The organism is Ameyamaea chiangmaiensis (assembly GCF_013376175.1).
Classification (GTDB): domain Bacteria; phylum Pseudomonadota; class Alphaproteobacteria; order Acetobacterales; family Acetobacteraceae; genus Ameyamaea; species Ameyamaea chiangmaiensis.
In genome coordinates this window covers 17810-42411 of the sequence record NZ_JABXXR010000013.1, presented here as the reverse complement: position 1 = coordinate 42411, position 24602 = coordinate 17810, and the positions used below count along the sequence as shown (strand labels likewise).

At 64.4% G+C, this 24602-nt stretch carries 23 protein-coding genes and 1 pseudogene; 4 read left to right on the top strand and 20 right to left on the bottom strand.

Annotation, left to right across the window (positions count from 1 at the left end):
• The 4 genes and pseudogenes from HUK82_RS17325 to ispH form a co-directional block, all read right to left on the bottom strand.
• Positions 1-102 (bottom strand): annotated as a pseudogene (locus HUK82_RS17325) (phosphate signaling complex protein PhoU); the annotation flags it as partial.
• Positions 103-117: 15 nt separating this feature from the next.
• On the bottom strand, positions 118-609 hold the full coding sequence (gene rnhA, locus HUK82_RS03630; RefSeq protein ID WP_176612642.1) for a ribonuclease HI: 492 nt from the start codon (positions 607-609) through the stop codon (positions 118-120).
• Entirely contained in the window at positions 599-1564 is a 966-nt protein-coding gene (locus tag HUK82_RS03625; protein WP_176612641.1) for a homoserine kinase, read from the bottom strand. The genes rnhA and HUK82_RS03625 overlap by 11 nt, the downstream gene beginning before the upstream one ends.
• A gap of 3 nt (positions 1565-1567) precedes the next feature.
• Positions 1568-2566: a 4-hydroxy-3-methylbut-2-enyl diphosphate reductase gene (gene ispH, locus HUK82_RS03620; RefSeq protein WP_176612640.1), complete on the bottom strand. Its 999-nt coding sequence runs from the start codon at positions 2564-2566 to the stop codon at positions 1568-1570.
• 206 nt (positions 2567-2772) lie between these two features.
• Between ispH and HUK82_RS03615 the strand changes: the two genes are divergently transcribed.
• The 3 genes from HUK82_RS03615 to HUK82_RS03605 all read left to right on the top strand — a co-directional run bounded on the left by HUK82_RS03615 (position 2773) and on the right by HUK82_RS03605 (position 6028).
• The gene (locus HUK82_RS03615) at positions 2773-3351 is read left to right on the top strand and encodes a hypothetical protein (RefSeq protein ID WP_176612639.1); all 579 of its coding nucleotides are present in this window, start codon (positions 2773-2775) and stop codon (positions 3349-3351) included.
• 70 nt (positions 3352-3421) lie between these two features.
• Positions 3422-5137, top strand: a complete 1716-nt coding sequence (locus HUK82_RS03610; protein ID WP_246495691.1) for an alginate export family protein — start codon at positions 3422-3424, stop codon at positions 5135-5137.
• Positions 5138-5266: 129 nt separating this feature from the next.
• The gene (locus HUK82_RS03605; protein WP_176612638.1) at positions 5267-6028 is read left to right on the top strand and encodes an SDR family oxidoreductase; all 762 of its coding nucleotides are present in this window, start codon (positions 5267-5269) and stop codon (positions 6026-6028) included.
• Positions 6029-6056: 28 nt separating this feature from the next.
• Here HUK82_RS03605 and HUK82_RS03600 read toward each other — a convergent pair whose 3' ends face one another.
• The gene (locus tag HUK82_RS03600) at positions 6057-6905 is read right to left on the bottom strand and encodes a PhzF family phenazine biosynthesis protein (RefSeq protein ID WP_176612637.1); all 849 of its coding nucleotides are present in this window, start codon (positions 6903-6905) and stop codon (positions 6057-6059) included.
• 2 nt (positions 6906-6907) lie between these two features.
• Entirely contained in the window at positions 6908-7342 is a 435-nt protein-coding gene (locus HUK82_RS03595) for a UrcA family protein (protein ID WP_176612636.1), read from the bottom strand.
• 123 nt (positions 7343-7465) lie between these two features.
• Here HUK82_RS03595 and HUK82_RS03590 point away from each other — a divergent pair, with 123 nt between their 5' ends.
• Positions 7466-8869 carry an aminotransferase-like domain-containing protein gene (locus HUK82_RS03590; RefSeq protein WP_176612635.1) on the top strand — a complete coding sequence of 468 codons (1404 nt, stop codon included), beginning with the start codon at positions 7466-7468 and terminating at the stop codon, positions 8867-8869.
• 439 nt (positions 8870-9308) lie between these two features.
• Here HUK82_RS03590 and HUK82_RS17670 read toward each other — a convergent pair whose 3' ends face one another.
• The 14 genes from HUK82_RS17670 to HUK82_RS03520 all read right to left on the bottom strand — a co-directional run bounded on the left by HUK82_RS17670 (position 9309) and on the right by HUK82_RS03520 (position 24582).
• Entirely contained in the window at positions 9309-9827 is a 519-nt protein-coding gene (locus HUK82_RS17670; protein WP_373318254.1) for a transposase, read from the bottom strand.
• 156 nt (positions 9828-9983) lie between these two features.
• On the bottom strand, positions 9984-10397 hold the full coding sequence (locus tag HUK82_RS03580) for a VOC family protein (protein ID WP_176612634.1): 414 nt from the start codon (positions 10395-10397) through the stop codon (positions 9984-9986).
• 14 nt (positions 10398-10411) lie between these two features.
• Positions 10412-12454: an SUMF1/EgtB/PvdO family nonheme iron enzyme gene (locus HUK82_RS03575; RefSeq protein ID WP_176612633.1), complete on the bottom strand. Its 2043-nt coding sequence runs from the start codon at positions 12452-12454 to the stop codon at positions 10412-10414.
• 5 nt (positions 12455-12459) lie between these two features.
• Entirely contained in the window at positions 12460-12846 is a 387-nt protein-coding gene (locus HUK82_RS03570) for a VOC family protein (RefSeq protein ID WP_176612632.1), read from the bottom strand.
• On the bottom strand, positions 12843-14246 hold the full coding sequence (locus HUK82_RS03565) for an ABC transporter substrate-binding protein (RefSeq protein ID WP_176612631.1): 1404 nt from the start codon (positions 14244-14246) through the stop codon (positions 12843-12845). The genes HUK82_RS03570 and HUK82_RS03565 overlap by 4 nt, the downstream gene beginning before the upstream one ends.
• A 15-nt stretch (positions 14247-14261) precedes the next feature.
• A complete protein-coding gene (locus tag HUK82_RS03560; RefSeq protein ID WP_176612630.1) occupies positions 14262-15086 on the bottom strand; it encodes an ABC transporter permease in 825 nt (274 codons plus the stop codon).
• Entirely contained in the window at positions 15083-16096 is a 1014-nt protein-coding gene (locus HUK82_RS03555) for an ABC transporter permease (protein WP_176612629.1), read from the bottom strand. The genes HUK82_RS03560 and HUK82_RS03555 overlap by 4 nt, the downstream gene beginning before the upstream one ends.
• The gene (locus HUK82_RS03550) at positions 16093-17697 is read right to left on the bottom strand and encodes an ABC transporter substrate-binding protein (protein WP_246495689.1); all 1605 of its coding nucleotides are present in this window, start codon (positions 17695-17697) and stop codon (positions 16093-16095) included. The genes HUK82_RS03555 and HUK82_RS03550 overlap by 4 nt, the downstream gene beginning before the upstream one ends.
• A gap of 104 nt (positions 17698-17801) precedes the next feature.
• Positions 17802-18749, bottom strand: a complete 948-nt coding sequence (locus HUK82_RS03545) for a hydroxyacid dehydrogenase (protein ID WP_176612628.1) — start codon at positions 18747-18749, stop codon at positions 17802-17804.
• Positions 18750-18753: 4 nt separating this feature from the next.
• Positions 18754-20085 carry a CapA family protein gene (locus HUK82_RS03540; RefSeq protein WP_176612627.1) on the bottom strand — a complete coding sequence of 444 codons (1332 nt, stop codon included), beginning with the start codon at positions 20083-20085 and terminating at the stop codon, positions 18754-18756.
• Positions 20086-20125: 40 nt separating this feature from the next.
• Positions 20126-21376: a Zn-dependent hydrolase gene (locus HUK82_RS03535; protein WP_176612626.1), complete on the bottom strand. Its 1251-nt coding sequence runs from the start codon at positions 21374-21376 to the stop codon at positions 20126-20128.
• Between the two features lie 109 nt (positions 21377-21485).
• Positions 21486-22442: an oligopeptide/dipeptide ABC transporter ATP-binding protein gene (locus HUK82_RS03530; RefSeq protein ID WP_176612608.1), complete on the bottom strand. Its 957-nt coding sequence runs from the start codon at positions 22440-22442 to the stop codon at positions 21486-21488.
• Entirely contained in the window at positions 22439-23428 is a 990-nt protein-coding gene (locus HUK82_RS03525; protein ID WP_176612625.1) for an ABC transporter ATP-binding protein, read from the bottom strand. Before HUK82_RS03525 ends, HUK82_RS03530 begins: the two co-directional genes overlap by 4 nt.
• Entirely contained in the window at positions 23428-24582 is a 1155-nt protein-coding gene (locus HUK82_RS03520; RefSeq protein WP_176612624.1) for a MalY/PatB family protein, read from the bottom strand. The genes HUK82_RS03525 and HUK82_RS03520 overlap by 1 nt, the downstream gene beginning before the upstream one ends.
• Between the last annotated feature and the right edge of the window lie 20 nt (positions 24583-24602).

Below are 24602 nucleotides of genomic sequence, written 5' to 3'. Positions count from 1 at the left end.
CGTCTGGCTCTCCACAAGACCGCCCATCCGCGCCATGATCGCACGGAGTTGCCCCAGTTCCTGTTCGTAACTCTTGACCGTGTGCGCGCTCTCGCGGTTCATCCGACCCTCCCCGATCTATCCGGCGTCACCCCCGGCGTTGCGCGCAGCGGTGGCCAGACGATCCACGCGTTCGTTGTTTTCGTCACCCGAATGGCCACGTACCCAGAGCCATGTGATCTCGTGCCGCTTACTGACATCGAGAAGCCGACGCCAAAGATCCATATTCGCGACCGGATCCCCTGCCGCATTGCGCCAGTTGCGTCTTACCCACCCCGTGGACCAGCGCGTAATGCCATTGCGCACATATTCGCTGTCGGTGTGAAGCGTCACGATGCAGGAACGGGTCAGAGCCTCCAGCGCCTCGGCCGCTGCCGTCAGTTCCATGCGGTTGTTCGTGGTCTCGGCCGCGTAGCCGCTCAGTTCGCGCTCATGCACGCCAAAGCGCAGCAGCGCGCCCCAGCCGCCCGGTCCGGGGTTGGGCTTGCACCCGCCATCGGTCCAGATCGCGACCGTGGGACGCGCACCTTCGCCAGCGTCCACCTGCGCCGCTTCGAGATCAGAGTCCATAGGCGCCCGGACCATCGGCCTGCAGATGGAAGCGCAGCCGATGCAGGTAGTCGCGCGGATCCTTGCGCGTCACCATGGCGTCCGGCGGCGTGTTGATCCAGTCATACAGCCGGGTCAGCAGAAAGCGCAGCGCCGCCCCACGCGCCAGAACCGGCAGGCTCGCGCGCTCCGCCGCCGTCAGCGGACGCACCGACTCATACCCCGCCACAAGAAGCCGCGCGCGCGTGACATTGAAAGAGCCGTCCATCTCGAAACACCAGGCGTTCAGGCAGATCGCAATGTCATAGGCCAGCATGTCGGTGCAGGCGAAATAGAAGTCGATCACGCCCGACACGGCGCGGTCGAGAAAGAACACGTTGTCGGGAAACAGGTCCGCATGGATATGCCCGACCGGCAGCGCGCCCTCGGCCGGCCAGTTCCGCAGCACACCATCGAGTGCCGCCGACACTTCGGCCACCAGACCGGGGTGCACGCGGTCACCCTGCGCCCGGCAGGCCTCCAGCAGAGGCCCCCACGACTCGGCCCCGAGTCCGTTGCGTCGCACAGGCACGTAGGCCTCTCCGGCACGATGCAGATGTGCCATCGCCTCGCCCAGTGCACGACAGTGATAGAGATGCACACGACGGGGCCACACACCGGGCAGGAACGTCGTAATGGCCGCCGGACGCCCGGCGAGTTCACGCAGTGCCTCGCCGTTCCGCCCCACGACGGGAGTCGGGCAGGACAGGCCATGGGCCGAGAGATGACGCATGAAGCCCAGGAACCACGGCAGATCGTCGCGGTTCACGCGCTTTTCATACAGGGTCAGGATAAAGTCGCCCTGCGTGGTGCGGAGAACGAAATTACTGTTCTCGACGCCTTCGGCGATGCCGCGAAATGCGACAAGGCCGCCGATCTCATACTCTTCAAGAAACGCCGACAGGGCCTCGTCGGAGACGTCGGTATAGACCGCCACGACTCAGCCCAAAGGGGCGGGCAGACGGAAGGTCACGTTCTCTTCCTTAACCGTCCGCTCCTCGATCTGAAGGTCGAAACGCTTGGACAGCGCGACCACCATCTCCTGGACCAAAGACTCGGGCGCCGACGCACCGGCGGTAATGCCCAGCGTATCGACACCTTCCAGCACCGCCCAGTCCAGCGCGTTCAGGCGCGGCACCAGCAGCGCGCGCTTGGCGCCCGAACGCTCGGCGACCTCGCGCAAGCGCTGCGAGTTCGATGAATTGGGCGAGCCGATGACGATCACAAGGTCGCTCTCCGGCGCGATCGCCTTCACCGCTTCCTGACGGTTGGTCGTCGCGTAGCAGATATCCTCGCGCTTGGGCCCTTCGATCTGCGGGAAGCGCTCGCGCAGGATCGAGACGATCTCCGCCGTGTCGTCGACGGACAGCGTGGTCTGGGTGATGAACGCCAGCCGGGACGGGTCGGCCGGCTGGACGGAGCGGGCCTCGTCCGCATCGTTGATCAGCGTGACGGCGCCCGCGGGAAGCTGTCCCATCGTGCCCACCACCTCCGGATGGCCGGCATGGCCGATCATCAGGATATGACGGCTGTCCGGACCACCGTCGGCATAATGCCGCTCGGCCTCGCGGTGCACCTTGGACACAAGAGGGCACGTCGCATCCAGATAAAGCAGGTTTCGGCGCTCGGCCTCGGCGGGAACGGTCTTGGGAACGCCATGGGCCGAAAAGACGACATGGCCGTCGGCCGGCACCTCGTCGAGTTCCTCGACGAAGATAGCGCCCTGCTCCTCGAGCGTCTCGACCACCGTGCGGTTATGCACGATCTCGTGACGGACATAGACGGGCGCGCCGTACCGGCGGATCGCCTCCTCCACCACGCGGATGGCGCGGTCGACGCCGGCGCAGAAGCCGCGCGGCCCTGCCAGGAGGACGCGCATGGACCGCACTGCGGTGTCGGTCGTCGCGGAATCGGCGGTCGTGGTCATCTGGTCGGGCATGGTGTTCCCCAAACATGCAACGGGCGGTATAGGAAGCAGGTTGTCTCCGGCCGTGGGGCCTGTCCACCCATACTTGTGGTCTGGTCCGCCCCTACGCAAAGTACGACAGACGCGCAAGCCATATTCCGCGGCGCGCCCGTTTCCGACGCCCCGACCGGGTCGCCGGAAGGCGCCGTCCCAGCCTCTCGGAGCCTTCGAATCCTACGATGACGACCCCGACCTTTCCCCGCTTCGCGCACCGCGCGGCCCTCGGCACCGCCGTCATGGCAAGCCTGCTCGGACTGGGGGGCTGCAATGACGACGCGACAGCCTTTGCTCCGGGTTGTCCCCGCTCCGATATTCCCTCCGAGGCCGCCGATTATTTCGACTACAGCGGCACCAGCACCGATCTGCGGACCCTGCTGGTCCATGCCTCGCTCAGCGGGCTCACCGGCGATTGCGAGGATGGCCCGACCGGCAAGGGCTCCGTCCGCAGCCGCATGACGGTCCGCATGCACGTCACGCGTGGACCGGCCAATCACACCGGTACGGCCGAGATCCCGTTCTTCGTGGCCGTCACGCATAACGGCAAGATCATCGACAAGAAGATCTTCAGCCAGACCGTGACCTTCACGACGGCGCTGTCGGAGACCGATGTCACGTCGCGCGTGCTGATCATCGATCTGCCCGACGCCGCGCGCGAGGACCCCGACAGCTACGGCATGGACATCGGTTTCCAGCTCTCACCCGGGCAGCTGACCTACAATCGCGCGCATCTACCGGCGGTCCGCTTTAAACAACTATAAAAATACGTGTTTTATTCATAAAACAAATCCTGTTGCGTAATTAATCCGTTTCTCCCTAGATGCTCGCATCATGGGAGACACCATCGTGCGGCTTCGCCGTTCCAGCCCCGTTCTTCGTCGCAGCGGTCTGTCGGTGCTGGCCATGGTGGCCCTTGCCCCCGGCGTCGCCCGATCCGCCGTGTCGTCCCTTCAGACGGCCACCCCGGCACAGGTACGCAGCGTGCAGCACTCGCCCCCCTCACGCGGGGCCGGCGCGGCGACCTTCCCGTCCATCCAGACCTATCCGCATGCCGGCCCCGTCAGCCAGCCGCGCCGCATCCCGGGCACCTCCGGCGCCCCGGGATTCAGCACCCACGGTCCGTGGGGCGTGTTCAATTACGGAAACGGCGAGCCGGCGGGATTCGGCCCGATCGGGCTGTATGCCGTCGCACCGTGGGCGGAGGACTGGAGCGGCCTGCGCAACGGGAAACCGGACCACGACCCGTTCGACGTGCTGAAATTCATCCCCCTGAACAATGACGGCTCGGTGTGGTTGAGCTTTTCGGGCGAGACGCGCCTGCGCAACTGGTGGGAACAACGACCCAATCTCGGCACCCAGAAGCCCAATGACTCCGGCCGCTTCGGCGTGCGCAACCTGTATGGCGCCGATCTGCATATCGGCCCGCATCTGCGTTTCTTCGGCCAGTTGATCAACGCCGATGCCGGGGGCTGGGGCGGGTATGGATACACCGCAAACTACCGGACGCGGCTCGACGTGCAGCAGGCGTTCGTGGAATGGCGGCAGCCGGTGCTCGGTACCCAGACAGGCTTCATCTTCGGGCGACAACAGTTTCTCGATGCGCCGTCCTACATTCTCTACAATCGCGAAACGCCCAACGTGCCGCTGTCGTGGAACGGGTTCCGCCTCTACTCCGTCGGACACCGCATACGCTTTGACGCGTACGATTTCGTCCAGACGAACATCACGCCCGCCGCCATGTTTCACGACACCGAAAACTACGCCACGCGCCTGTACGGCGTTAACGCGACCCTGGCGCCCGGCCAGTTTCATCTGGGTCTGGAAAAAGTCCGTTCGTTTCTGGATATGTTCTATATCGGCTACAAGCTGACCGGGTCGTCGGCCGCCATCGCCACCCGGACCGCCACCGCCTCGGGCGCGACCACGCGCAACAATTTCGGGATGCGGTGGTACGGCTCCGCGCCGTCCTTTGAATTTTCCGTGGGCGCGCTGTGGCAGGGCGGCACGTTCAACTATGCCCGGACCAACCTGCCACGCCCGGTCAGTGCCTATGCCATCAACACCATCATCGGCTACCGCCACACGCCGTCGCCCGTCCATCCGTTTCTGGGGGTGCAGGCCGATCTCTATTCCGGTGGCGACGCACGGCGCACGAATGGCACGGTCGGCACCTACATCGCCCCCTACAGCCCGCAGACCAACTACCTCGACACCACGACCTATATCTCGCCCTCGAACCTGATCGCCCTGTCGCCCGTGATCCGCCTGACCCCGCGCAACAATCTGACCGTTCAATTCAAGGCGCCGTTCCTGTGGCGTGACAGCACCAACGACCCGATCTATGGCCCATCGGGTCGTTACGTGTTCCGTCACGCCTTCAGCGGCGGCTATGTCGGCGTGGTGCCGCAGATTTCACTGTCGATCCAGCTCAACCGTCATCTGACCTGGACACAATACGCGGCACGTTTCTTCACGTCCGACAGCCTCACTCGTGCCGGCGGATCAAGCGGAAGCTACTACCAGAACAACGTCGTCTTCCGTTTCTGACGGGCGGCGCCGGGCTGCGCGTTCCCGGTGCGCTGACAGATACGTGATCCCCCGCCGCCTCGGCGTCGGGGCGCGCATGGGCCAGACTGCGCCATCGTTTGATACGCGACCTGCAGCGGAGGGGTTAGCATGCAACTGTTCAGTCTGAAGGGGCGGATCGCCCTCGTCACCGGTTCGTCGCGTGGGATCGGCCTGGCCCTGGCCCGGGCACTGGGCGAAGCCGGGGCGACACTGGTGCTCAACGGGCGCGACGAAGGCGCGCTCGGCACGGCGCGAGACACCCTGTCGGCCGAGGGGTTCACCACGCACACGGCGCGTTTCGACGTGACCGACCCGGATGCGGTGCGCACGGCGGTGGACGGCATCGAGCGCGACGTCGGCCCCATCGCGGTTCTGGTGAACAATGCGGGGCTGCAGCGCCGCGCGCCGCTGGAGGATTTCCCCGTCGCGGACTGGAAGACGATCATGTCCACCAATGTGGACAGCGTCTTTCTGGTCGCGCAGGCGGTCGCCCGTCACATGATCGCTCGCAAGGCGGGGCGCATCATCAATGTGTGCTCCGTGCAGAGCGAACTGGCCCGTCCCAACATCGCCCCCTACACCGCCAGCAAAGGCGCGGTGAAGATGCTGACCAAGGGAATGGCGACGGACTGGGGCAAACACAACATTCAGGTTAACGGACTGGCGCCGGGGTATTTCAAGACCGAACTCACCGACGCGCTGGTGCGGGACGAAGCGTTCAGCGCGTGGCTCGCCAACCGTACGCCCGCCGGGCGCTGGGGCAACGTGGCCGAGCTCGGGGGTGCGGCGGTCTTTCTGGCCTCGGACGCGGCGAGCTTCGTCAACGGCCACATCCTGTATGTCGACGGCGGCATTACCGCGTCGCTGTGACGGACGCGGTGATGCCCCGGCCGGTCCCTCAGTCGTCCGTGACGACCAGACGACCGGCAATGCGCGTGACCACGGCTCCCCCGATCCAGAGCGCGTCGTCCGCCCGCTCGACAAACACACGTCCCGCGCGGCCGAGCGCCGTACCCTGGCTGGCCACGTAACGGGGCGGCGCGATGCCATCACCCACCAGCCACTGGGCGATGCCCGCGTTCAGGCTGCCGGTGACCGGGTCCTCATAACCCTGCCCGCTCCCGATGAAGGCACGCACCTCGAACTGCGCGTCCGGCCCGTCATGGACGGGATCCCACGCCCCGACCACGCCGACCTTGTGCCCCTTCAGCGCACCCCAGTCCGGACGAATGCCAAGCACCGCCTGCCGCCCGCTCAGGCGGAGAACCATCCAACCGGGACCGTTGTCCGCCCACTCCGCATCGAGAACGTCCGTGCGGGCGAGACGCAGGCCGCTGAGAACCGGTCCGAGGTCATGGGCATCAACCGGACCTGAACGCAGCCGGGGCGGTGCGGCGAACGACAGGCGATCAGCATCACGACGTATGCGCACAAGACCCGCGCCGCATTCCTGCACGATGGCGTCTGCCCTCGGCACGCCCCCCGCCGACTCCCAGACGAAGGCGCTTCCCAGGGTCGGATGACCGGCGAACGGCAGTTCGCTGTCCGGCGTGAAAATCCGCACCCGATAGTCGGCGTCGGGATGACGAGGGCGCAGCAGAAAGGTCGTTTCGCTGAGATTGGTCCAGTTCGCGATGCGCGCCATCTGTGCGTCGGTCAGGTCGTCGGCGCCAAGCACGACGGCAAGCGGATTACCCTGAAAGGCCGCGGCGGCGAACACGTCGACCTGACGGAACGAAAGCTCCATGCTCAGGGCTCCCCCGCGAACGCGTCGGTCGGACGGGATTCACCATCCGCCATGGCCGTCAAAAGCGGTGCGTGCGCCGATGCCACCGCGCCCTGAAGCGCATCACGATGACATCGGGAGGCCTCGATACGCTCGCGCATCGGGATCGACACGCCGGTCACAAGGCCGCAGGCCCTCAGGGCCGCCGCGTTCATGCGACCCAGCAGTCGGCGCGCCCGCACGGGATCGGCAAGGTCGTCACGGGCATAGGACACCATGACCTGGTCTGTCTGATTGTCGGTCTCCTGTGCCGGAACGGGCGCATGAAGCGCCATCAGCACCATCAGTCCCCCGAGGATTGCCCCGGCAAAGCCCGCGACGGGGCCCCAGCACCGGATCAGACTGGGCGACCTGACCGGCATATGCGCAGAGAGGCTCTGCGCAATGCAGTGCGCCATAACATCCTCCTTATTGTCATAGGACAATTGAACAAATCGAATCGATTGCTCTAATTTGACAAACCAGAAAAAGAGTTCAATCTCTATATTGTCCTATTTCAATTACAGGCGAAGAGGTGCGCGATGTGGCAGCCCGAACTGGAGTCCGGCCGCCAGCCGCTCTATGAGCGACTGGTCGTCGCAATGGCCCGCGATATCCGGACGGGCGAACTGCCGCCGGGCAGCCGCCTGCCGCCACAACGCGATCTTGCGTTCCGTCTGGGCGTTAGTGTTGGCAGCGTAACGCGCGCCTATGCCGAGGCCGAGCGCCGGGGGCTTTTGTCCGCCCACGTCGGCCGGGGCTCGTTCGTGCGCGGCCGCCTGTCCTCCGCCCCGGACATACCGACACCTGTGCGCCATGACGGTGCGGAGTCCGCGCTCCAGGCGCCCATCGACCTGCGCCGCAACACGCCGCCACCGGTGCCGCTGATGGACGATCTCAGGACCGCGCTGGCGACGCTGATGGCACGCGACGCGCTGGAACCGGCGGTTCACTACATACCCGGCGCGGGCCTGCCGCAGGTTCGCGCCGCCGGGGCCCGCTGGCTTGCGGCGCAGTATGGCCTGGACGTCGACCCCGACGCCCTGATCCAGTGCAATGGCGGCCAGCACGGGATCGCCTTGGTGTTTTCATCGCTCTGCGCGCCGGGCAGTACCATCCTGTGCGAGTCTTCCACCTTTTATGGTGCGCGCGCGGCCGCCGAGCATTTCGGCCTCACCCTTCACGGCCTGCCAATGGATGAGGAAGGTATCCTGCCCGAAGCCGTGGCGCGGGCGGCGGTGGAGACCGGCAGCCGCCTTCTGTTTACCCTGCCGACCCTGCACAACCCGACCACGCGCACGATGTCCGACCGGCGTCGACAGGCCATCGCCGACGTCGCCCGCGCGCAGGACCTGCTGATTCTGGAAGATGACGCGTATTACGCCTATTCCGGCCGGCCGCGTCAGATCGCGTCATACGCGCCCGAGCGCACCCTCTATCTCGCCAGCCTGTCCAAGGGCGTGTGCGCCGGTTTTCGCCTTGCGTTCCTGACTGTTCCGCCGACCGTCCCACATGAACGCCTCCTGCGCGGCGTGCGGGCGCTGGGCTATTGCCCGCCTGCGCTGGGCGCCCTTGTGTTCAACGAGTGGGTCGCCGATGGCCGGATCGACGCCATCGCCCAGTCCGTCCAGTCCGAGGCCGCCGCGCGCTGGGCGTTGGCGCGCGCCACTCTAGGCGACCTGATCGCACCATGCGGGGCGGACCATTCGCCCCATGCGTGGATGCCGATGGGCGCGCTGGACGCCGAACGTGTCACGGGGCGCCTGCTGCGCGCCGGTGTCGAGATCACGCCGCCGGACGCATCGGTGGTGTCCGGCGACGCCGATACGGGGCTGCGCGTGTGTCTGGGCGCGACGCACAGCCGTAGCGAATTGTCCCGTGCCCTGACCATCATTGCCGATGTGGTGCGCGGCGGCCTCAGCGATAGCCGGGATGGAATCCTCTGATCGCCCGACCAGGTGAGACATGATGTCTGGCGATCAGAGAGGGGTATTTTATAATCTCCACTTACCGTGCCTCACCTCGACCGACGCTGTCTGGTGGCAACCAGAGGACGGCTGTTGGCGTGCATGACAGGACGCTCCACACGCCTGGACGCCGCCGGTGTCCGTGCCTCCGCTGCGCGCGATCGTTCGACCGACCAGCGATTGTCAGGAACCGGCAGTCCGAGATGCTCGCGAAGGATCTCGTGCTCATAAGAGGTTTTTCATACCCTTCGACAAAGAGACGACCAGATAGCGGGCAGGCTCCTTTGACAAAAGATGGTAGCCACAACGTGACGGTAGCGAGATTGAGAAAGGCGACGAAGGATTTCCTCGTTTTGTCATAGCAGGTGGCGATACGGCAGAACTTCTTGAGCGTGTTGAACATCCTTTCGAAACGATTTCAGTCACGGTATCGGCGGAAATCGCAGGGAATGTCCGGTGGCCGGTTCGAACGTGGCGGGATGACGGGAAGAACACCTCGAAAAAGCAGGGTCTCCCGTATCCTGTCACTATCATACCCCTTGTCGGCCAGAAGTCGGCGCGGTGTCACGACCGGCAGGTCCATCAGGGCATCAGCGCCGGAATAAGCAGAAACTTCACCACCCGTCAGGTCAAAGCCAAGAGGGCGTCCCTGACCGTCAGCACGGGCGTGGACCTTGCTCGCAAAGCCGCCGCGGCTTCGACCAAAGCCGTCCTTCTGAGTCCCCCTTTTGCGCCAACCGCCTGGCTGTGAGCCCGAACGACCGTGCTGTCCTTGCTCTGCCCATCGACGGAACCGCACATACACCGCGTTCCATTTTCCGTAGCGCTCATGCATGTGCCGCCATGGACAACCGACATGCAGGACATAAAGCATTCCGTTGAAAAATAGAGGATTATCCTGCGATAGTCGGGACGAAAGACCACGTTCAGGCGGCAGAAGATTGCCAATAATCGCTCATTCTTCGTCGGTCAGGTCGCCACGCATTCAACGGTCTCCGTAAAGACCAGCTTTGAATCACGTCCAAGCCAGTCTGAGAAGACTTTCTGCCAACAGAACCTCATGCGATAGACGAACCATCACGAACTAGACTGTCTATTTCGCGAACACCGCATCCATCGACGCAAAACCCTTTATTTCTATCGGATTTCCTGACGGATCACGAAAGAACATCGTCCATTGCTCGCCGGGCTCCCCTTTGAAGCGCACCGTCGGCGGCAACACAAAATCGACGTGCAACGCGACAAGCCGATCCGCCAGAACCCGCCAGTCGTCGAGCGGCAAAATCACGCCCAGATGCGGCATCGGTACGAGATGTTCGCCCACACGCCCCGTGTTCTGGGCCACGAAAGGTGTTCCGAGATGCAGCGAAATTTCATGACCGAAAAAGTTGAAATCCACCCATGTCGGCGCGCTCCGTCCTTCCGCGCAGCCCAGTGTTTGTCCGTAGAAATCTCGTGCCTCGTCAAGATTATCGACGTTATAGGCAAGATGAAAAACGCTTTTCATATTCGACCTCCTGTTTAGGCTCGCGGATCCGCTGACGATACGACGACACGGAAGCCGTTCCCGCGCCAGAAGCCGTTCGGCTCCAGACTGCCGCGATAGGTGCAACACGCTTTCAGGCGATTGCTGGAAAAGCACCCGCCACGGAGGACCCGCCGGATCGAGACATCCGCATCAGGGGCCTCGCGCCCATCGTCGCGGTACGGATAGGCGAAATCGGGGGTCGCCATGTCCGGGCCCCATAGCGTCGTCGTCCACTCCCAGATGTTACCCGCCATGTCATCCGCGCCGTAGGGAGAGCGCCCGTAGGCACACAGCCCCACGGCAACCGGAGTGTTCAGGCCCAGTTCGGCGGAATTCGACCATCCCGCCCTCCACGCTCCTACCCAGGGATACACGACGGCGCCGGACTCGTCGGGGTGATCCCCCCGCGCCGCGCGTTCCCATTCCATTTCGGTGGGAAGCCGCACCACCTCGTCGGCCGCAATTCGACCTTCAGCACGCCAGCGTTGCGTCAGCCACGCACAATAGGCACAGGCGTCATACCACGTCACGTCCGTGGCGGGTGCGTTCGCGCGCTCGGCTCTCGCAGCATCGGGCGATGTCCACGCGCGGCCCGTCTCGCGCACGAAGGCGCCGTAGGCCGCCACCGTGACGGGGTACCGGCCGATGCGATAGCCCGCCAGCCTAACGGCGTGCACCGGCTGCGAATTCGGATGCGTGTCCGACCCGATGACACTGCGCCCGGGCGGCACGTCGATCAGCGTATCCAGCGCACGCGGGTCACCAACGAGGGCGAGGTATCGCGCCGCCTGGTCGCGCAGCGCAAGCGTCGCCCCGCCTTGCGCGATCATCGTGGTCAGGGCGCGCCGCGCGGCCCGCAGCAGATCGTCGTCGTCCGTCGATGTCACGCAGAGTGCGGCGGCTGACAAGAGCCCGATCGCCCAGCGGTCGGAAAGCTCGAGCAGCCCCCGCGCCAGTGCCGTCGTCCCCTGACCACGTTCGCGCAGGACCATCGCAAGAAGGGGGATCGTGGAACGCCAGCGGAGCGGGGACTGCGCGACACGGACCAGAACATCGTGCGCAGGCAGCATGGAAAACGCACGTGCAGCCAACACGGGATACAGTATCGTTCGGGCGAAATCCGACGTGATCAGCCTGTCAGCGCCTACCGGCTGGCCGTCGGCCACGGCGGCGGTGGCAAGTGCCGCCCGACGTTCGTCCGACTGTGCGTGCAGCCACGCGTCGGCGACCGCGACCGGGTCGGCACCGGCCGCCCCGCCGACGGCCATCGCGGCGACGAACAGGTCCGGTCGTGCAGGCATGCCGTCCGCATCCGCCCGACACGCACGCCTTGCCAGTGCATCGGCCTTCTGTGCGTCGTTCAGGGCGATCAGGGAGAACGGGGCAAATGCGTCCGGCACGGCCAGACCCCGGCAGAAATAGCCATCCGCCAACACGACGACCCGCAGCGCGGAATGCGCCTCCAGCAAAGCCGCCGCGTTACGAAGGATAGATTCAGGGTCAGGACATTTTTCCAGCCCGTCAATAATCAGGAGCGTGTTTGCCTCCAGAAGACCTTCATCGGTCAACGTCCGGATAACATGATCCCAGTCGTCACCGTCTTCGACCCTGTACAGGACCGGCTCGGGGACCGGCCCACTCCAGCTTTCCTGCCGGCGCGTGCCCGCCCCGTTACGCGCCACCATCCGCGTGAGAGCCTTCAGACCATAGCGGCGGTCCCCGACCAGTTCCCCGGCGAGATTGAGAGCCAGGTCGAGTGAAAAACTCGTTTTCCCGGAACCGGTGTCTCCGGACAGAAGACAACCGCGTTCCCGGCTTACCATGTCCAGCGCCGTGAAATGCACGGGCGGACGAGGCGCGGTCGGATCGTCCAGCTTGCGAAGACCCTTGGCCTCCATATCCTCCTGCGTGTAGCTGACCAGCAGCGGAATATACGCCTGATGCACGGCGAGAGAGTCCCCGCCCGCTCCCCAGACGAGAGGGGCATCCCCGAAGCGGCGGATCAGGTCCCGCCCCCGGACATACAGAGTGGTCATAGACGTCACCCCCGGAACAGCGCGGCGACCGAGGGGTTGTGAAAGCGCTGGATTTCGATCGCATAGCCGGCGGGATCTTCAAAAAAGAAGTGCTCGCAGAAGCGTCCTTTTTGAAGAGTGCTTACGTTCGGCACCCCCGCGGCCACCATGCGGGCATGCCAGCCCTCGACATCCTGGGCAACGATGGTCAGCAGCACCGCACTGTGTGGCTGATGCCGCAAATGACCGCGATTGCCGTCAACCATGCCGAAGTAACTTCCTTCCCCGACACGGTATATGCGCGCCATGCCCTGATCCAGCACCAGCTCGAATCCCAACACCTCTTCGTAAAACGGAATGACGGACGCCATGTTCTCGTAATAAAAAAACGTGATGGTATAGTCTTGCTTCATGAGAACGCTTCCTTCGTGAAATGCATGATACCTTTATGATCCACGGACAGTCCGCCCAGTCCGGCCCGCGCGGCCGCCAGTGTCTCGGGATGAACCAGGTATAGCCAAGGAGGATTGGTCTGCAGCGCCGACAGACACCGACCATAGGCTACGGCCCGACGCTGCGGATCGATGGTCTCGTTCGCCGTGGTGATCAGGCCCTCAAGCGCGGGGTCGTCAAAGCCCTGCCACCAGACGCCCCGGCTGGAACTGCTGATCTTGTCGTTCAGGACACGGAATGTGCTATGCGGCGACGAATCGAATATGGCGATATCGCCCATGTCCTTGCGTCCTATCGCGCGCGCATAGCCCGGCCTGTCGTCCGCCACATCGATGCGTACTTCCAGGCCGACATGCTGAAGTGCGTCCTTGATGACATGCGCGATCCCGACGGCATGTTCAGGCATATATGTCGGAGTCCGCAGCACCAGTTCCTCGCGAAAGTCGAGCGTTCGAAGCATCGCGCGCGCCGTGTCGGGATCGTAGTCGATCGGATGAAGCCCGGCCTGCGAAGCACCACAGTGCCATGGGCTGACGATCGTCGCCGCAGGGCGCGCCAGGCCGTGATAAACCTGCCGGCACAGGGACTGCCTGTCGATCGCCAGGTTCACGGCCCGCCGCGCCACGTCGGACGCGAACAACCCGCGCGCGCAATTCAGATACGCCATCACCGACAGGCAGTGCGTGGCGTGAATCCACTGCAACGGCCCCTCCCGGCGGGGCAGCCTCTCCAGACAATCGAGCTGGCACGCGATGTCCGCACGCCCGGCCACGACCTCCGCCAGACGCGCCTCCGCGTTCGGCAGGGCGTCGATCCTCATTCTGCGTCCCTGGGCATCGCTCAACCGGACCGATGTGGCGCGCGTGAAAGCGTCCACACGAAAGGGGCCGGTGCCGATGGTCGCGTTTCCCTCCGGATCGGTACGGGACAGATAGAATTCGGTGAAAATTTCCGGCAGATCGCCCATGGGACGCGCGGTCGTCACGCGCATTGTCGATTCCGATGCCGCCACGAACCGTGCATGTGCGAAGTAGCGCGCATATGACCACTTCATGCCAAACGTATCAACGGATGCGCTGATCGCGTCCACGAAATCGACGACGTCCCGAGCCGTGCAGCGGTGCCCATCATGAAAAACCGGATCCGGGCGGAGATGAAACGTCCAGACACAGCCGGTCTCGTCCACCTCCCACCGGTCGAACAGGCCGGCCTCGACACGCCCGTCGGTCCATGCGCACAGCGGTTCCATCACAAGGGATTTGAGCGTGAGGATACTGCGGTCGTCCGTCACCCGGTCGGGTGGCAGAAAGTCCACCTTTTCCTGCACGATATGCACGTCATCAGGGCGTGTGTTGGTCATTCGGGCGTCCACCGCTCATACCTTCGGGTTGAGGTAATCAGACATCGCATCAGCGATCAGATTGAACGACAGGACCGTCAGCATGATCGCCGCACCCGCACTCATCAACACCCACGGGGCGACGCGAACGAAATCCAGATTGGCCGCAATATCCGCACCCCATTCGGCCGACGGCGGCTGCGCCCCCAGCCCCAGAAACCCCAGGCTGGACACCTGAAGAATCGCCGATCCCACCGACAACGATGCCAGTGTCACCATCGGCGCGATACCGTTGCGCAGCACATGGCGCGCCATGATCCGCAGGCTCCCGACCCCCAGCACGCGCGCAGCCTCGACATAGAGCATGCCCGAAATATGCTGCGCCTGACGCCGTGCCAGACGGGCGAACTGGGGTGTCATCGTGATGGCGATCGCCAGCATCGCGTCCAGCAGTCCCGGCCCAAGGGCAGCGGCCAGCGCGATCGCCAGAACAAGCGCGGGAAAACTGAGGACCGCGTCGACGATACGCATCGCCACGGCATCGAACAGTCCACCCCGGAAACCGGCGACAGTCCCCACACCCACCCCGACGGCAAAGGCAATCGCCACCACACCCAGCCCGATCGCCAGCGTATGACGACCGCCATACAGGGTGCGTGTCAGCACGTCACGCCCGAACAGATCCGTGCCGAGAGGATGCGTCCGGCTCGGCGCCTGCAACATCCGGGTCACGTCCATATGGTCGGGCATGCCCGGTGTCACCAGCGGCGCGATTGCAATCAGGGCAATCATGATGCCCAGAATGACCACTCCCGCCCGTCCACCGCGATGGGCGAGCATATGGCGAAGACAGCGCGTCATCGCGCACGCTCGCGCCGCAAACGGGGATCGATCCGGGCGCTCAGGACGTCCGCGCCGAGGGATACGGTCATGAAGATGATCGCAAAGACCAGCGTCGTGCTTTGAATGACAGGATAATCGCGATCGCGAATGGCTTCGAACATGTAGCGCCCGATTCCCGGCCAGGAAAACACGGTCTCGGTCAGGATCGCGCCCCCCAGCATATCACCGAACTGCACGCCAAGAATCATGATGGCCGGTCCGGCCGCGTTCGGAAGCGCATGCGCAAGCAGGATCTGCCCCTCTTTCATGCCTTTGGCCCGCGCCGTTCGGATATAATCCTCCGACAGGGTCTCGATCATCACATTGCGCAGAAAACGGCCGAGCATGGCGGTGAGAAACGCCGCCAGCACCATGGCCGGCAGAATGATATGCGCGAGCAGGTCGGCAAAGGTTGCGACATCGCATCGCAGAAGACTGTCCAGCAGCAGGAAGCCGCCACGCCCGTCATCGATCATGAACGCGCTGGTGCGGCCCGCGACGGGCAGCCACCCCAGCCACGCGCTGAACACATATTGCAAGCCGAACGCCAGCAGAAAGGCCGGGATCGACACTCCGCACAGCGAACAGAACTGCAACGCACAATCCACACCGCCGCCCGGGCGCCGCGCGGCCAGAACACCGGCGGGCACGCCGACCGTCAGCGCCAGCACGAAGGCCATCACCGCCAGCTCCATCGTTGCGGGCAGACGGGTGGCCAACGCGTCCGTCACCGGACGCCCGGTCCGGATGGACGTGCCGAGATCACCGCGGGCCAGCCCCGCAACATAGTCGACGAATTGCAACGCAGCCGGCCGATCGAGACGCAGTTCGTGGCGCAACGCACTGATCTGGGCGTTCGTGGCACCCGGGCCCAGCAGGGTCACCGCCGGATCGCCCGGAATCATCCGCGTCAGGCCGAAGACGATCAGCAACACCAGCCCCAGAACAGGGATCATGGCCATGATCCGGCGTGCCATATACGCGCTCATCCCGACCGCGCCTCCTTGAACACGCCCCAGTATTCGCTCAGCGGTGGCGTGGATTTGACCACCAGTCCCCGCACATTGCGACGCGCGAACACGATCACCTTGTTGGTAAACAGGTACACGGCGGGCAGGCGTGCCAGAAGCCGCGCCTGAAGCGTCGCATACAGCGCCTTGCGCCGTGACGGATCAGTCTCGACCTGTGCCTGAAGGATCAGGCCGTCCATGGCGGGATCGGGTGGCATGCGGAATGTCATGGCGGTTTCGGCAAGTGTGGACAGATAACCGATCGTGAGGTGGGCGTCCGGATCGTTATACCAGGGCTCCCGGCCGTCCAGCGCCGTATCGAAGCGGCCGGAAACGTGAAGGGCGCGCAGGGAGGGAAACTCCATCTGTTCGATGGTGGTCCTGATCCCGACGGCCGCCAGACAGGACTGCAGGAACGTCGCCACCGTGGCCCAGAATGTCCCTTCGAACGTATACAGGGTCAGGTGCAGCGCACCGGGTCCGAACCCGGCTTCGGACAGCAACGCAACGGCCTGGGCCGGATCGAAGCAGGGCGCTAGATCACGCATCGAGGGGTCGAACGCCCAGTTGCTGCCGGGCAACGGACCGAAGGCGCGATCAACGGTTCCGGCCAGAACCCCATCGATGAGCGCGTCATAATCGATCGCATGCGCGACCGCCTGCCGCACGCGCAGATCGGCGACGGGCCGACCGGTGGCCCGATTGTTGAAGTCCAGCTGCCGCATGATCTGGCTGGGCACCTCGATCACCTGAATATCGGGGTTGCGGCGGAAGGAAAGTATGTCAGCCATCGGCAGCGACGATAACTGCGCGTTCTGCTGGCAGACGTCGATCTCGCCGCGCTCGAGCTCCAGCCTGCGGGTGGAGGCATCGGCGATCACACGATACACGAGGTAGGACAGCCGCGACGCTCCACGAAAATAGGACGGATTGCGCGACAGCGTCAGTCCGACGTCCGGCACGTAGCGATCCACACGAAAGGCACCCGTCCCCACCGGTCGCGTGGAAAAATCCCGCCCCAGCGTCCGAACCGCCGTGGGACTGACGATCCCGCTTTGGGGCTGGGCCAGCAGCGACAAAAAGAACGGAACCGGCCGGGACAATTCGAAATCCAGCGTCAGCGGGCCGGTCACCGTGATCGACTGCAGCGCATCCAGGCTCGCCCGCATGTAGGGGTTCAGTCGCCGTGTACGTTCGAGCGAAAACCGCACGGCCTCCGCGTCCAGCGGCGTGCCATCATGAAACGTCACTCCCTCGCGCACGACGAAGCTGTAACGGGTTCCGTCGGCGGAAACGCGCCAGCGCTCGGCCAGTCGACCTTCGGGCTCGGCGTCCGTATCAGACGCCCACGCCACCAGCGGGTCGAACACGTTCAGAATGATTTCGCTTCCGATCGGCTCCGCCCGATTGTCCGCAGGCTCCAGCCCGACAGGATCGGAGCCGATGGCTACGACGAGAATATCATCGTGCGAAGGCCTTGCGCCTGCGGGCACCACGTCCAGAACGGTGGCCGCCCCCATGCCGAGACCCGAGGCCAGAACCGCGCGGCGGCAGGGACGAAGCGGGGCGGCCGTGGACATCGAGGCTCCGTCTGCGAGAGGACAGGGGTCAGCTAATATTCTAGGTAATATATTAGTATGCCGCTCCAGGTCAATTTCGCGACGCCCATTTTGACGTTGTGGGCTTACGCAACGACGTGGTCGGGCGTGCGGCCCGCCAGCCGGTCAATCACCTGCCGGGCACACAGGCATGACGTCGCGCGCATGGCCTCCTCTGTCGTGCCGCCGATATGGGGTGTCAATATAGTGCGCGGCAGCGACAGGACCGGATCGTCCGGTGCCGGTGGTTCGGTCGTGAACACATCGAGTGCCGCCGCCCCCACCCGCCCATCGGCCAGCGCACGGCCCAGCGCGGACACATCGATCAGGCCACCGCGCCCCGTGTTGATCAACAACGCACCGGGCCGCAGGACGCGCAGCGCGGCATCGTCGATCATGGTGATCGTGTCGGCACGTAACGGTCGGTGAAGGGACACCACATCAGACCGCTGAAGCAGATCCGGCAGATCCGGCACGCGCGCTACGCCGTCTGCTTCGAAAACCGCCTCCGGCGTGCGTGGCGACCATGCCAGGACCGTCATGCCCAGCCCATGGCGCGCCATCGATGCCACGGCCCGCGCAATCGTGCCGAAGCCGACGAGGCCCAGCGTCTTGCCGTGCAGTTCGTGCAGGCCGGGCTGGTAGCGAAACCCCCAGTCGCCCGCACGCACGGCCGCATCGGCGTCAAGCGTCCGTCGCGCCAGTGCGAACATCAGGCCGATGGTGTGCTCGGCCACTGACCGCACGTTGGTCTGCGGGGTGTTCGTCACCATTATCTGGCGAGCACGCGCGGCGATCAGATCGACGCGATTAACGCCGACGCCATGGCTTGCGATGTGACCCAGATCACGCGCCGCCCCGATGGCGCGCGCATCCATCCCGGCGTCGCGCGTGATGACGGCGCGGGCATCGCCGATTTCGCGCGCCACCACGGCCATGTCCGGCGACGACGCGAACCGCACGTCGTGGCCCGCGGCACGCAACAGGTCGACGCCCGCCGGATGGATCGGCTGCACGACGAAGCAGTCCGCCATTCGGTCAGGCCCCCGAAAGAGTGCAGCTCAGGGTTGGCGCGCCTTCGCTGCCACCCGCTTCGAAACGCGTGCCAAAGGGGGCCGACAGACGGGCGAAATTCTCCAGAATGCGCGGCCCTTCCTCCTTACCCGCCAGAGACGGGACACCTCTCACGTGGGCCGCCGGGCCCAGGTTCAGGGTGATCGGGTGAATTTCGATTCCCGTCAGCACACCCTTGTCATACGTGCAGATTGGCATGACCGTTTCCCAAAAACGGGTTTCAGCGGGAAAGCCCTTCGCATCGTTGTTGCTCCGCGCCTTGTAGACACGATGCGGCGTCAGATCGGTACTGACGCGATTGACGGCATAGGATTCGACCGGCAGACGCTCGACCAGTTCGTTCTGCCCGATAAAATTGCCCAGACTGTAGAAAATCGGCTTGCCTCTGTAGATTTCCATGCCGCGCAACAGATGCGGACCGTGTGCGGCCACGATATCGGCCCCCTCGTCGATGGCCCGACGGGCAAACGCCACAAGGAATTCGGCCGGCGTTTCCACATCGATGACGCCGGACTCGTTATATCCGCTTTCATGGGCATGAACGCTGACGATCACCGTGTCGGACACCATACGCGCCTCGCCGATCCAGCGGGCGATCGCCGCGACGTCGCCCGGATGGGGGGCGGTGCGGACTTCGGTCCGGTCTCCGATCGTGAAGCTCAGGTTCTCGAACGCCAGTATGCCCGGTGGCGTCGGAAACGCGAAACCGAGCTGGATCTTGTCGTCGCGGACCTGCTGCAATCCCAGCCGGGCGTAGAGTGCGCCGAGCCTCTCATACTCCTCGGCCGATACATGATGCAGCGTGGAATAGCGCAGCGGGTTGATGCCGGGACGGCCCTGCATCGCCTGCGTCTGATCCGCAGCTTCCTGTCCGCGCGCAAAGGTGGAGACGCACGACAGCATGGAGACCGTACCACGCGGATGCGTCGCATAGGCCGGCCGACGGGCCTCTTCGAGATTTTTTCCAATACCGGAATAAAGAATCTCGCGCTGATCGAGAACTTCCATCGTCTTGCGCAACCCGGAAATACTGTAATCGAGGCTGTGATTTGTCGCGGCAGCAAACAGGTCGAAGCCTGCTTCCGCCAGTTCGTCCACGACCCACGAGGATGCTCCGAAATGCGTCCCCCCCATATCGAGTGCCGGATCACCTTCGAAGTCGTTCGGCACTAGCTCGAGATTTGTGAAGGAAACGTCGCATGATCTGATCTTGTCGAACAGAGGCGCTATCTTGGGGTCGGTCAGGCTGTTCAGGCGTCGAAAGAGAATGCTATCGCCGGTCAGGCAGATCTTCATGGGAGGTCTCCCGTGCTGGGGTGAAAATGGCGGCGTGGGTTCAGCGTGAACGGGCTTCGAGCACCGTCGCGAGAACCTCCGCGCCGACGGCAAAATCGGCCTCGTCCATGGCTTCGTCCGGGTTATGGCTGCCGTTCGCGTTGCGCACGAATAACATGGCGGTAGGAACGCCCTGATTCGAAAATATCGCGGCGTCATGACCGGCACCGCTGGGCATCGAACGCACCGCAACACCATGCCTATGCGCCGCCTGCGTGAGCTCCGACTGAAGCGCCGTGTCCATGTTGGCCGGCTGGCTGCCGGTGACCGCCCCCAGCGTCACCCGCACGCCGTACTCCGCCTCCACTGTGGCGCGCGCCGCCTGAATGTGACCGTCCATCTGTGTCAGCAATGCGGTATCGCGCGACCGAACATCGAGCGACAGGGTAACCTTGCCGGCGACGGTACTGAAATCTGCCTGGTCCGCATCGGTATGGCAGACGCCAAACGTCAACGTCATGTCACCGCCCTCGGCCTCGATGGCCAGCCAGCACTGCTGAAGTTGGGTGATGAACGCCGACATCGCCAATACCGCGTCGCGACGAAACGCGCGCGGTGTGGCACCCGAATGGGCATAGTCGCCCTCGATCGTGATGGTGCGATAGCGCAGGCTGCCGCATATCCCGCTGACGATACCCAAAGTGGTATCGGTGCCGATCAGGACCGGCCCCTGTTCTATATGCAGTTCGACGAAGCACGCGATCTGCGCCGCGTGCAGCACCCGCGCTTGTCCCATCTGATCGGGCTGTCCGCCGGACTGGCGCATATGCTCGAACAATGTGCGTCCGCTGCCCCGCTGTCGAACATGGAGCGACGCCACGTCCAACACACCGAACGCTGCCTTGCTGCCGATATACGACACCGGAAACCAGGCGCTCTCCTCGGCACGGATGACCACGACCGTCACATCGCAACGCGGCCGATACCCCTCGTTCCGCCATCCAGACAGCGTGGCCAGTCCGGCCAACACCCCGGCCGCGCCGTCAAAATTGCCGCCCAGCGGCACGGTGTCGACGTGCGAGCCCGTCATCACGACCGGCGCCGTCCGGTCTTCGCCGGGCAACGTGATGAACAGATTGGCGGCCCAGTCCGTGTGGACCTCCAGACCGATCTCGCGGGCGGTGGCCGCCAGCAGCGAATGGGCCTGATTTTCGCCGGTATCGTACGATGCGCGCGTCATGCCGCGACCGTCGAACCCGATCTCGTGAAGACGGGCAAACAGGTGTCGGGCCAGTGCGAGGTCAATGGTCATCGCGGCGCGATCCGATCCTTGTGGCAAGACGCGCCCTGTTCACGCGTCGTATCGACACACACGTACGTCAGAGCAGGTTTTGGCAAAATTGAAGCGTCTGTCATGACGGTCATGCCGCGTGGCACGCGACGTCGTGCCCGGCGACGACGGTGCGGGCCGGCGGATCGACGTGGCGACATATGTCCATGCGCTCTGCGCAGCGTGTGTAAAATGGACACCCGGCGACGGGCTCCTGCGGCTCGGCGGGAGCGCCCGGCGCCGGCGCCTCCGACAAGGGGTGCGTGCGCGGGACAGAACGCAGCAGCATCCGCGTATAGGGATGCAGCGGCGTGTCGAACAGCGCGTCTCGGCCGCCTGCCTCCACGATGCGCCCGCGATAAAGAACGGCGACCCGGTGACTGACACGCCGCACGACGGCAAGGTCATGCGCGATGAACAGATAGGCAAGGCCCAGCTGTTCGCGAAGATCGTGCATGAGATTAAGAATATGCGCCTGCACCGAGACGTCGAGCGCCGAGACCGATTCGTCCGCGACGATCAGCTCCGGCCTCGTCGCCAGTGCCCGCGCGATGCCGATGCGCTGCTTTTGGCCGCCCGAAAACGCGTGCGGTCGACGCCCGGCGGACAGCGGGTTCAGCCCCACCTGCTGCAAAAGTGCTGCCACGCGCTCACCCCGTTCAGAGCGCGACAGAGCGGGTTGCGTGGCCTCCAGCGCCTCGGAGACCGAATCGCCAACGCTGATGGCAGGATCGAGCGCGTTATGCGGATCCTGGAAAATCATCTGCACCCGCGACCGAAACGGCCGAAACTCGCGTTCGGACATCGCGGTGATATCGTGCCCGTCAAAAAGCACACGCCCCCGCGTCGGTGAGACAAGCCGCAGCGCCATGCGGCCGAGTGTGGATTTTCCACTGCCGCTTTCACCCACGATCCCAACGGTCTCGCCGCGCGCGACCGTCAGCGAAATACCGTGCAGGACCGGGGTCGCGGCCGGCCCTCGCCAGGGAAAGCGCGAGGGGCGGCCGTAGGACTTCGTCACCGCGTCGAACCGCAGGAGGGCCGTCACGCCGCCACCTGCAGGGGGTGAAAGCAGCGCACGAACCCATTCCGGTCGACCATCGTGTGCCCAGGGAAAACGTGTGTGCACTGCACGTCGGCGCGGGTGCAGCGCGGTGCGAAACTGCATCCCGGCGGGAGGGCCCGCAACTCCGGGACCATGCCGGGAATGGCATGGAAGCGATCGGACGTATCCGCCAGATCCGGCATCGAATCCATCAACCCACGCGTGTAAGGATGGTGTGGGGCCGAAAACAGGGCGTGCACATCGCCCTGTTCGACCACGCGCCCGGCATACATTACGGCCACCCGATCGGCATAGGCCGCGACAACGCCCAGATCGTGCGTAATCATGAGAATCCCCATGCCACGGCGGATCTTCAAGGCATGGAGAAGGTCCATGATCTGCTTCTGGATCGTCACATCCAGCGCCGTGGTCGGTTCGTCGGCAATCAGGAGCGCCGGATCACAGGAAATGGCCATTGCGATCATCACGCGCTGGCACATGCCGCCCGACAATTCGTGCGCATAGGCATCGTAACAGCGCACCGGGTCGGCCAATCCCACCTCGCCAAGCAACGCGATCGCCCGCTGTCGGGCGGCCTTGCGCGACAGGCCCTTATGACGGCGGATCGTTTCCGAAATCTGCTGGCCCACGCTGCGCACCGGATTGAGGGCCGACATCGGGTTCTGAAAGATCATCGCGATCTCGCGCCCACGGATCGGCGACATCGCTTTCTCCGGCAAGGTCGCGATATCCCGACCCAGCAGCGTAATACGGCCGCTGGTGTTCAGCCCGTCCGCCAACCGCATCAACGCCAGCGACGTCATGCTTTTGCCGCAACCCGACTCCCCCAGCAGTGCCAGCATTTCCCCCGCCCGCACGTGCAACGTAAGGTCGTTCACGATCACGACGGCGTTGTCCCGCGTCGCGACCGTCAGTGCGGCCACATCCAGGACCGATGCGTTAGTGCCGGCAGGCGGATGCGGCTGCATCAGCGGCGCTGGAGGCTTTGCCGCATGCGGTCCAGCCCCTCAAGCAGGGTCGCCCGCGTGCAGCCGAAATTCAGGCGGACGAAATCCTTCGTTTCAGTCTCATGAAATTCGTTCCCGGCGCTGAGTGCGACCTTGGCATGGCGCAGAAAAAAGGCGTGCGGCTCCTCGCCCAGTTCAAGTGCGGAACAGTCGAGCCATGCGAGGAATGTCGCCTGCGGCGCATGCAGCGTGATGCCGGGCATGGTCGCGCGGATCGTCTCGACCAGAACGTCGCGATTGGCCTGCAGATAGGCAAGCTGCGCGTCGCGCCACTCGGCGCCGCCCGCCAACGCCGCTTCGGTCGCCACCAGGCCGAACAGGTTGACGCTGTCGACCATGCCAAGGCGATGCGCCTCGAACCGTACACGGATGTCAGGATCGGTGATGATGGCAAAAGCGGTTTTCAGACCCGCAATATTATACGTCTTGCTCGCCGCCATCAGGGTGATGGTTCGCCGCGCGATATCGGGGGACAGGCTGGCGATCGGCGTGTGAACTCGGCCGTCGAACACCAGATCGCCATGGATTTCATCCGAGATGATCAACGCATCGTGTCGTGCGCAGATGTCGGCAATCCCCAGAAGCTCCGTCCGGGAATAGACTTTTCCGGACGGGTTATGCGGATTACACAGCAGGAACGCCCCCGCACCGGCCATCTGCGTCTCGAACTGCGCAAGATCGAGTGCCCAGTCCCCCGACGCACCCGGATCGAGGCGAATATCACGCCGCGTAAGCCCCCAGTGGCCCGGCGCGCGCAGGATCGGGCGGTATATCGGCGTCTGGACCGCGATCGAATCGCCCGGGCGTAGAAACGCCTTCATCGCCATGTTGAAGCCCGGTTCCACCCCCGGCAGCAGAACGATATCGGCCGGACTGATCACCCAGTCGAAACGGGCGCGCAGTTCCGTGACGATCTGCGCGCGCAGACTGTCCTGCGCGACGGCGTAGCCGAAAACCGGGTGTTCGGCGCGTCTGCGGACGGCATCGACAATCGCTGGCGCGACGGCGAAATCGGTATCCGCCACCCACATGGGCAGGATATCAGCGGGATAGCGCGTCCATTTGTTGCTGCCGGTCCCACGGCGATCGATGGTCGCGTCGAAATCGAATGTCATCGGGTTCGCCCTCCGTTTCG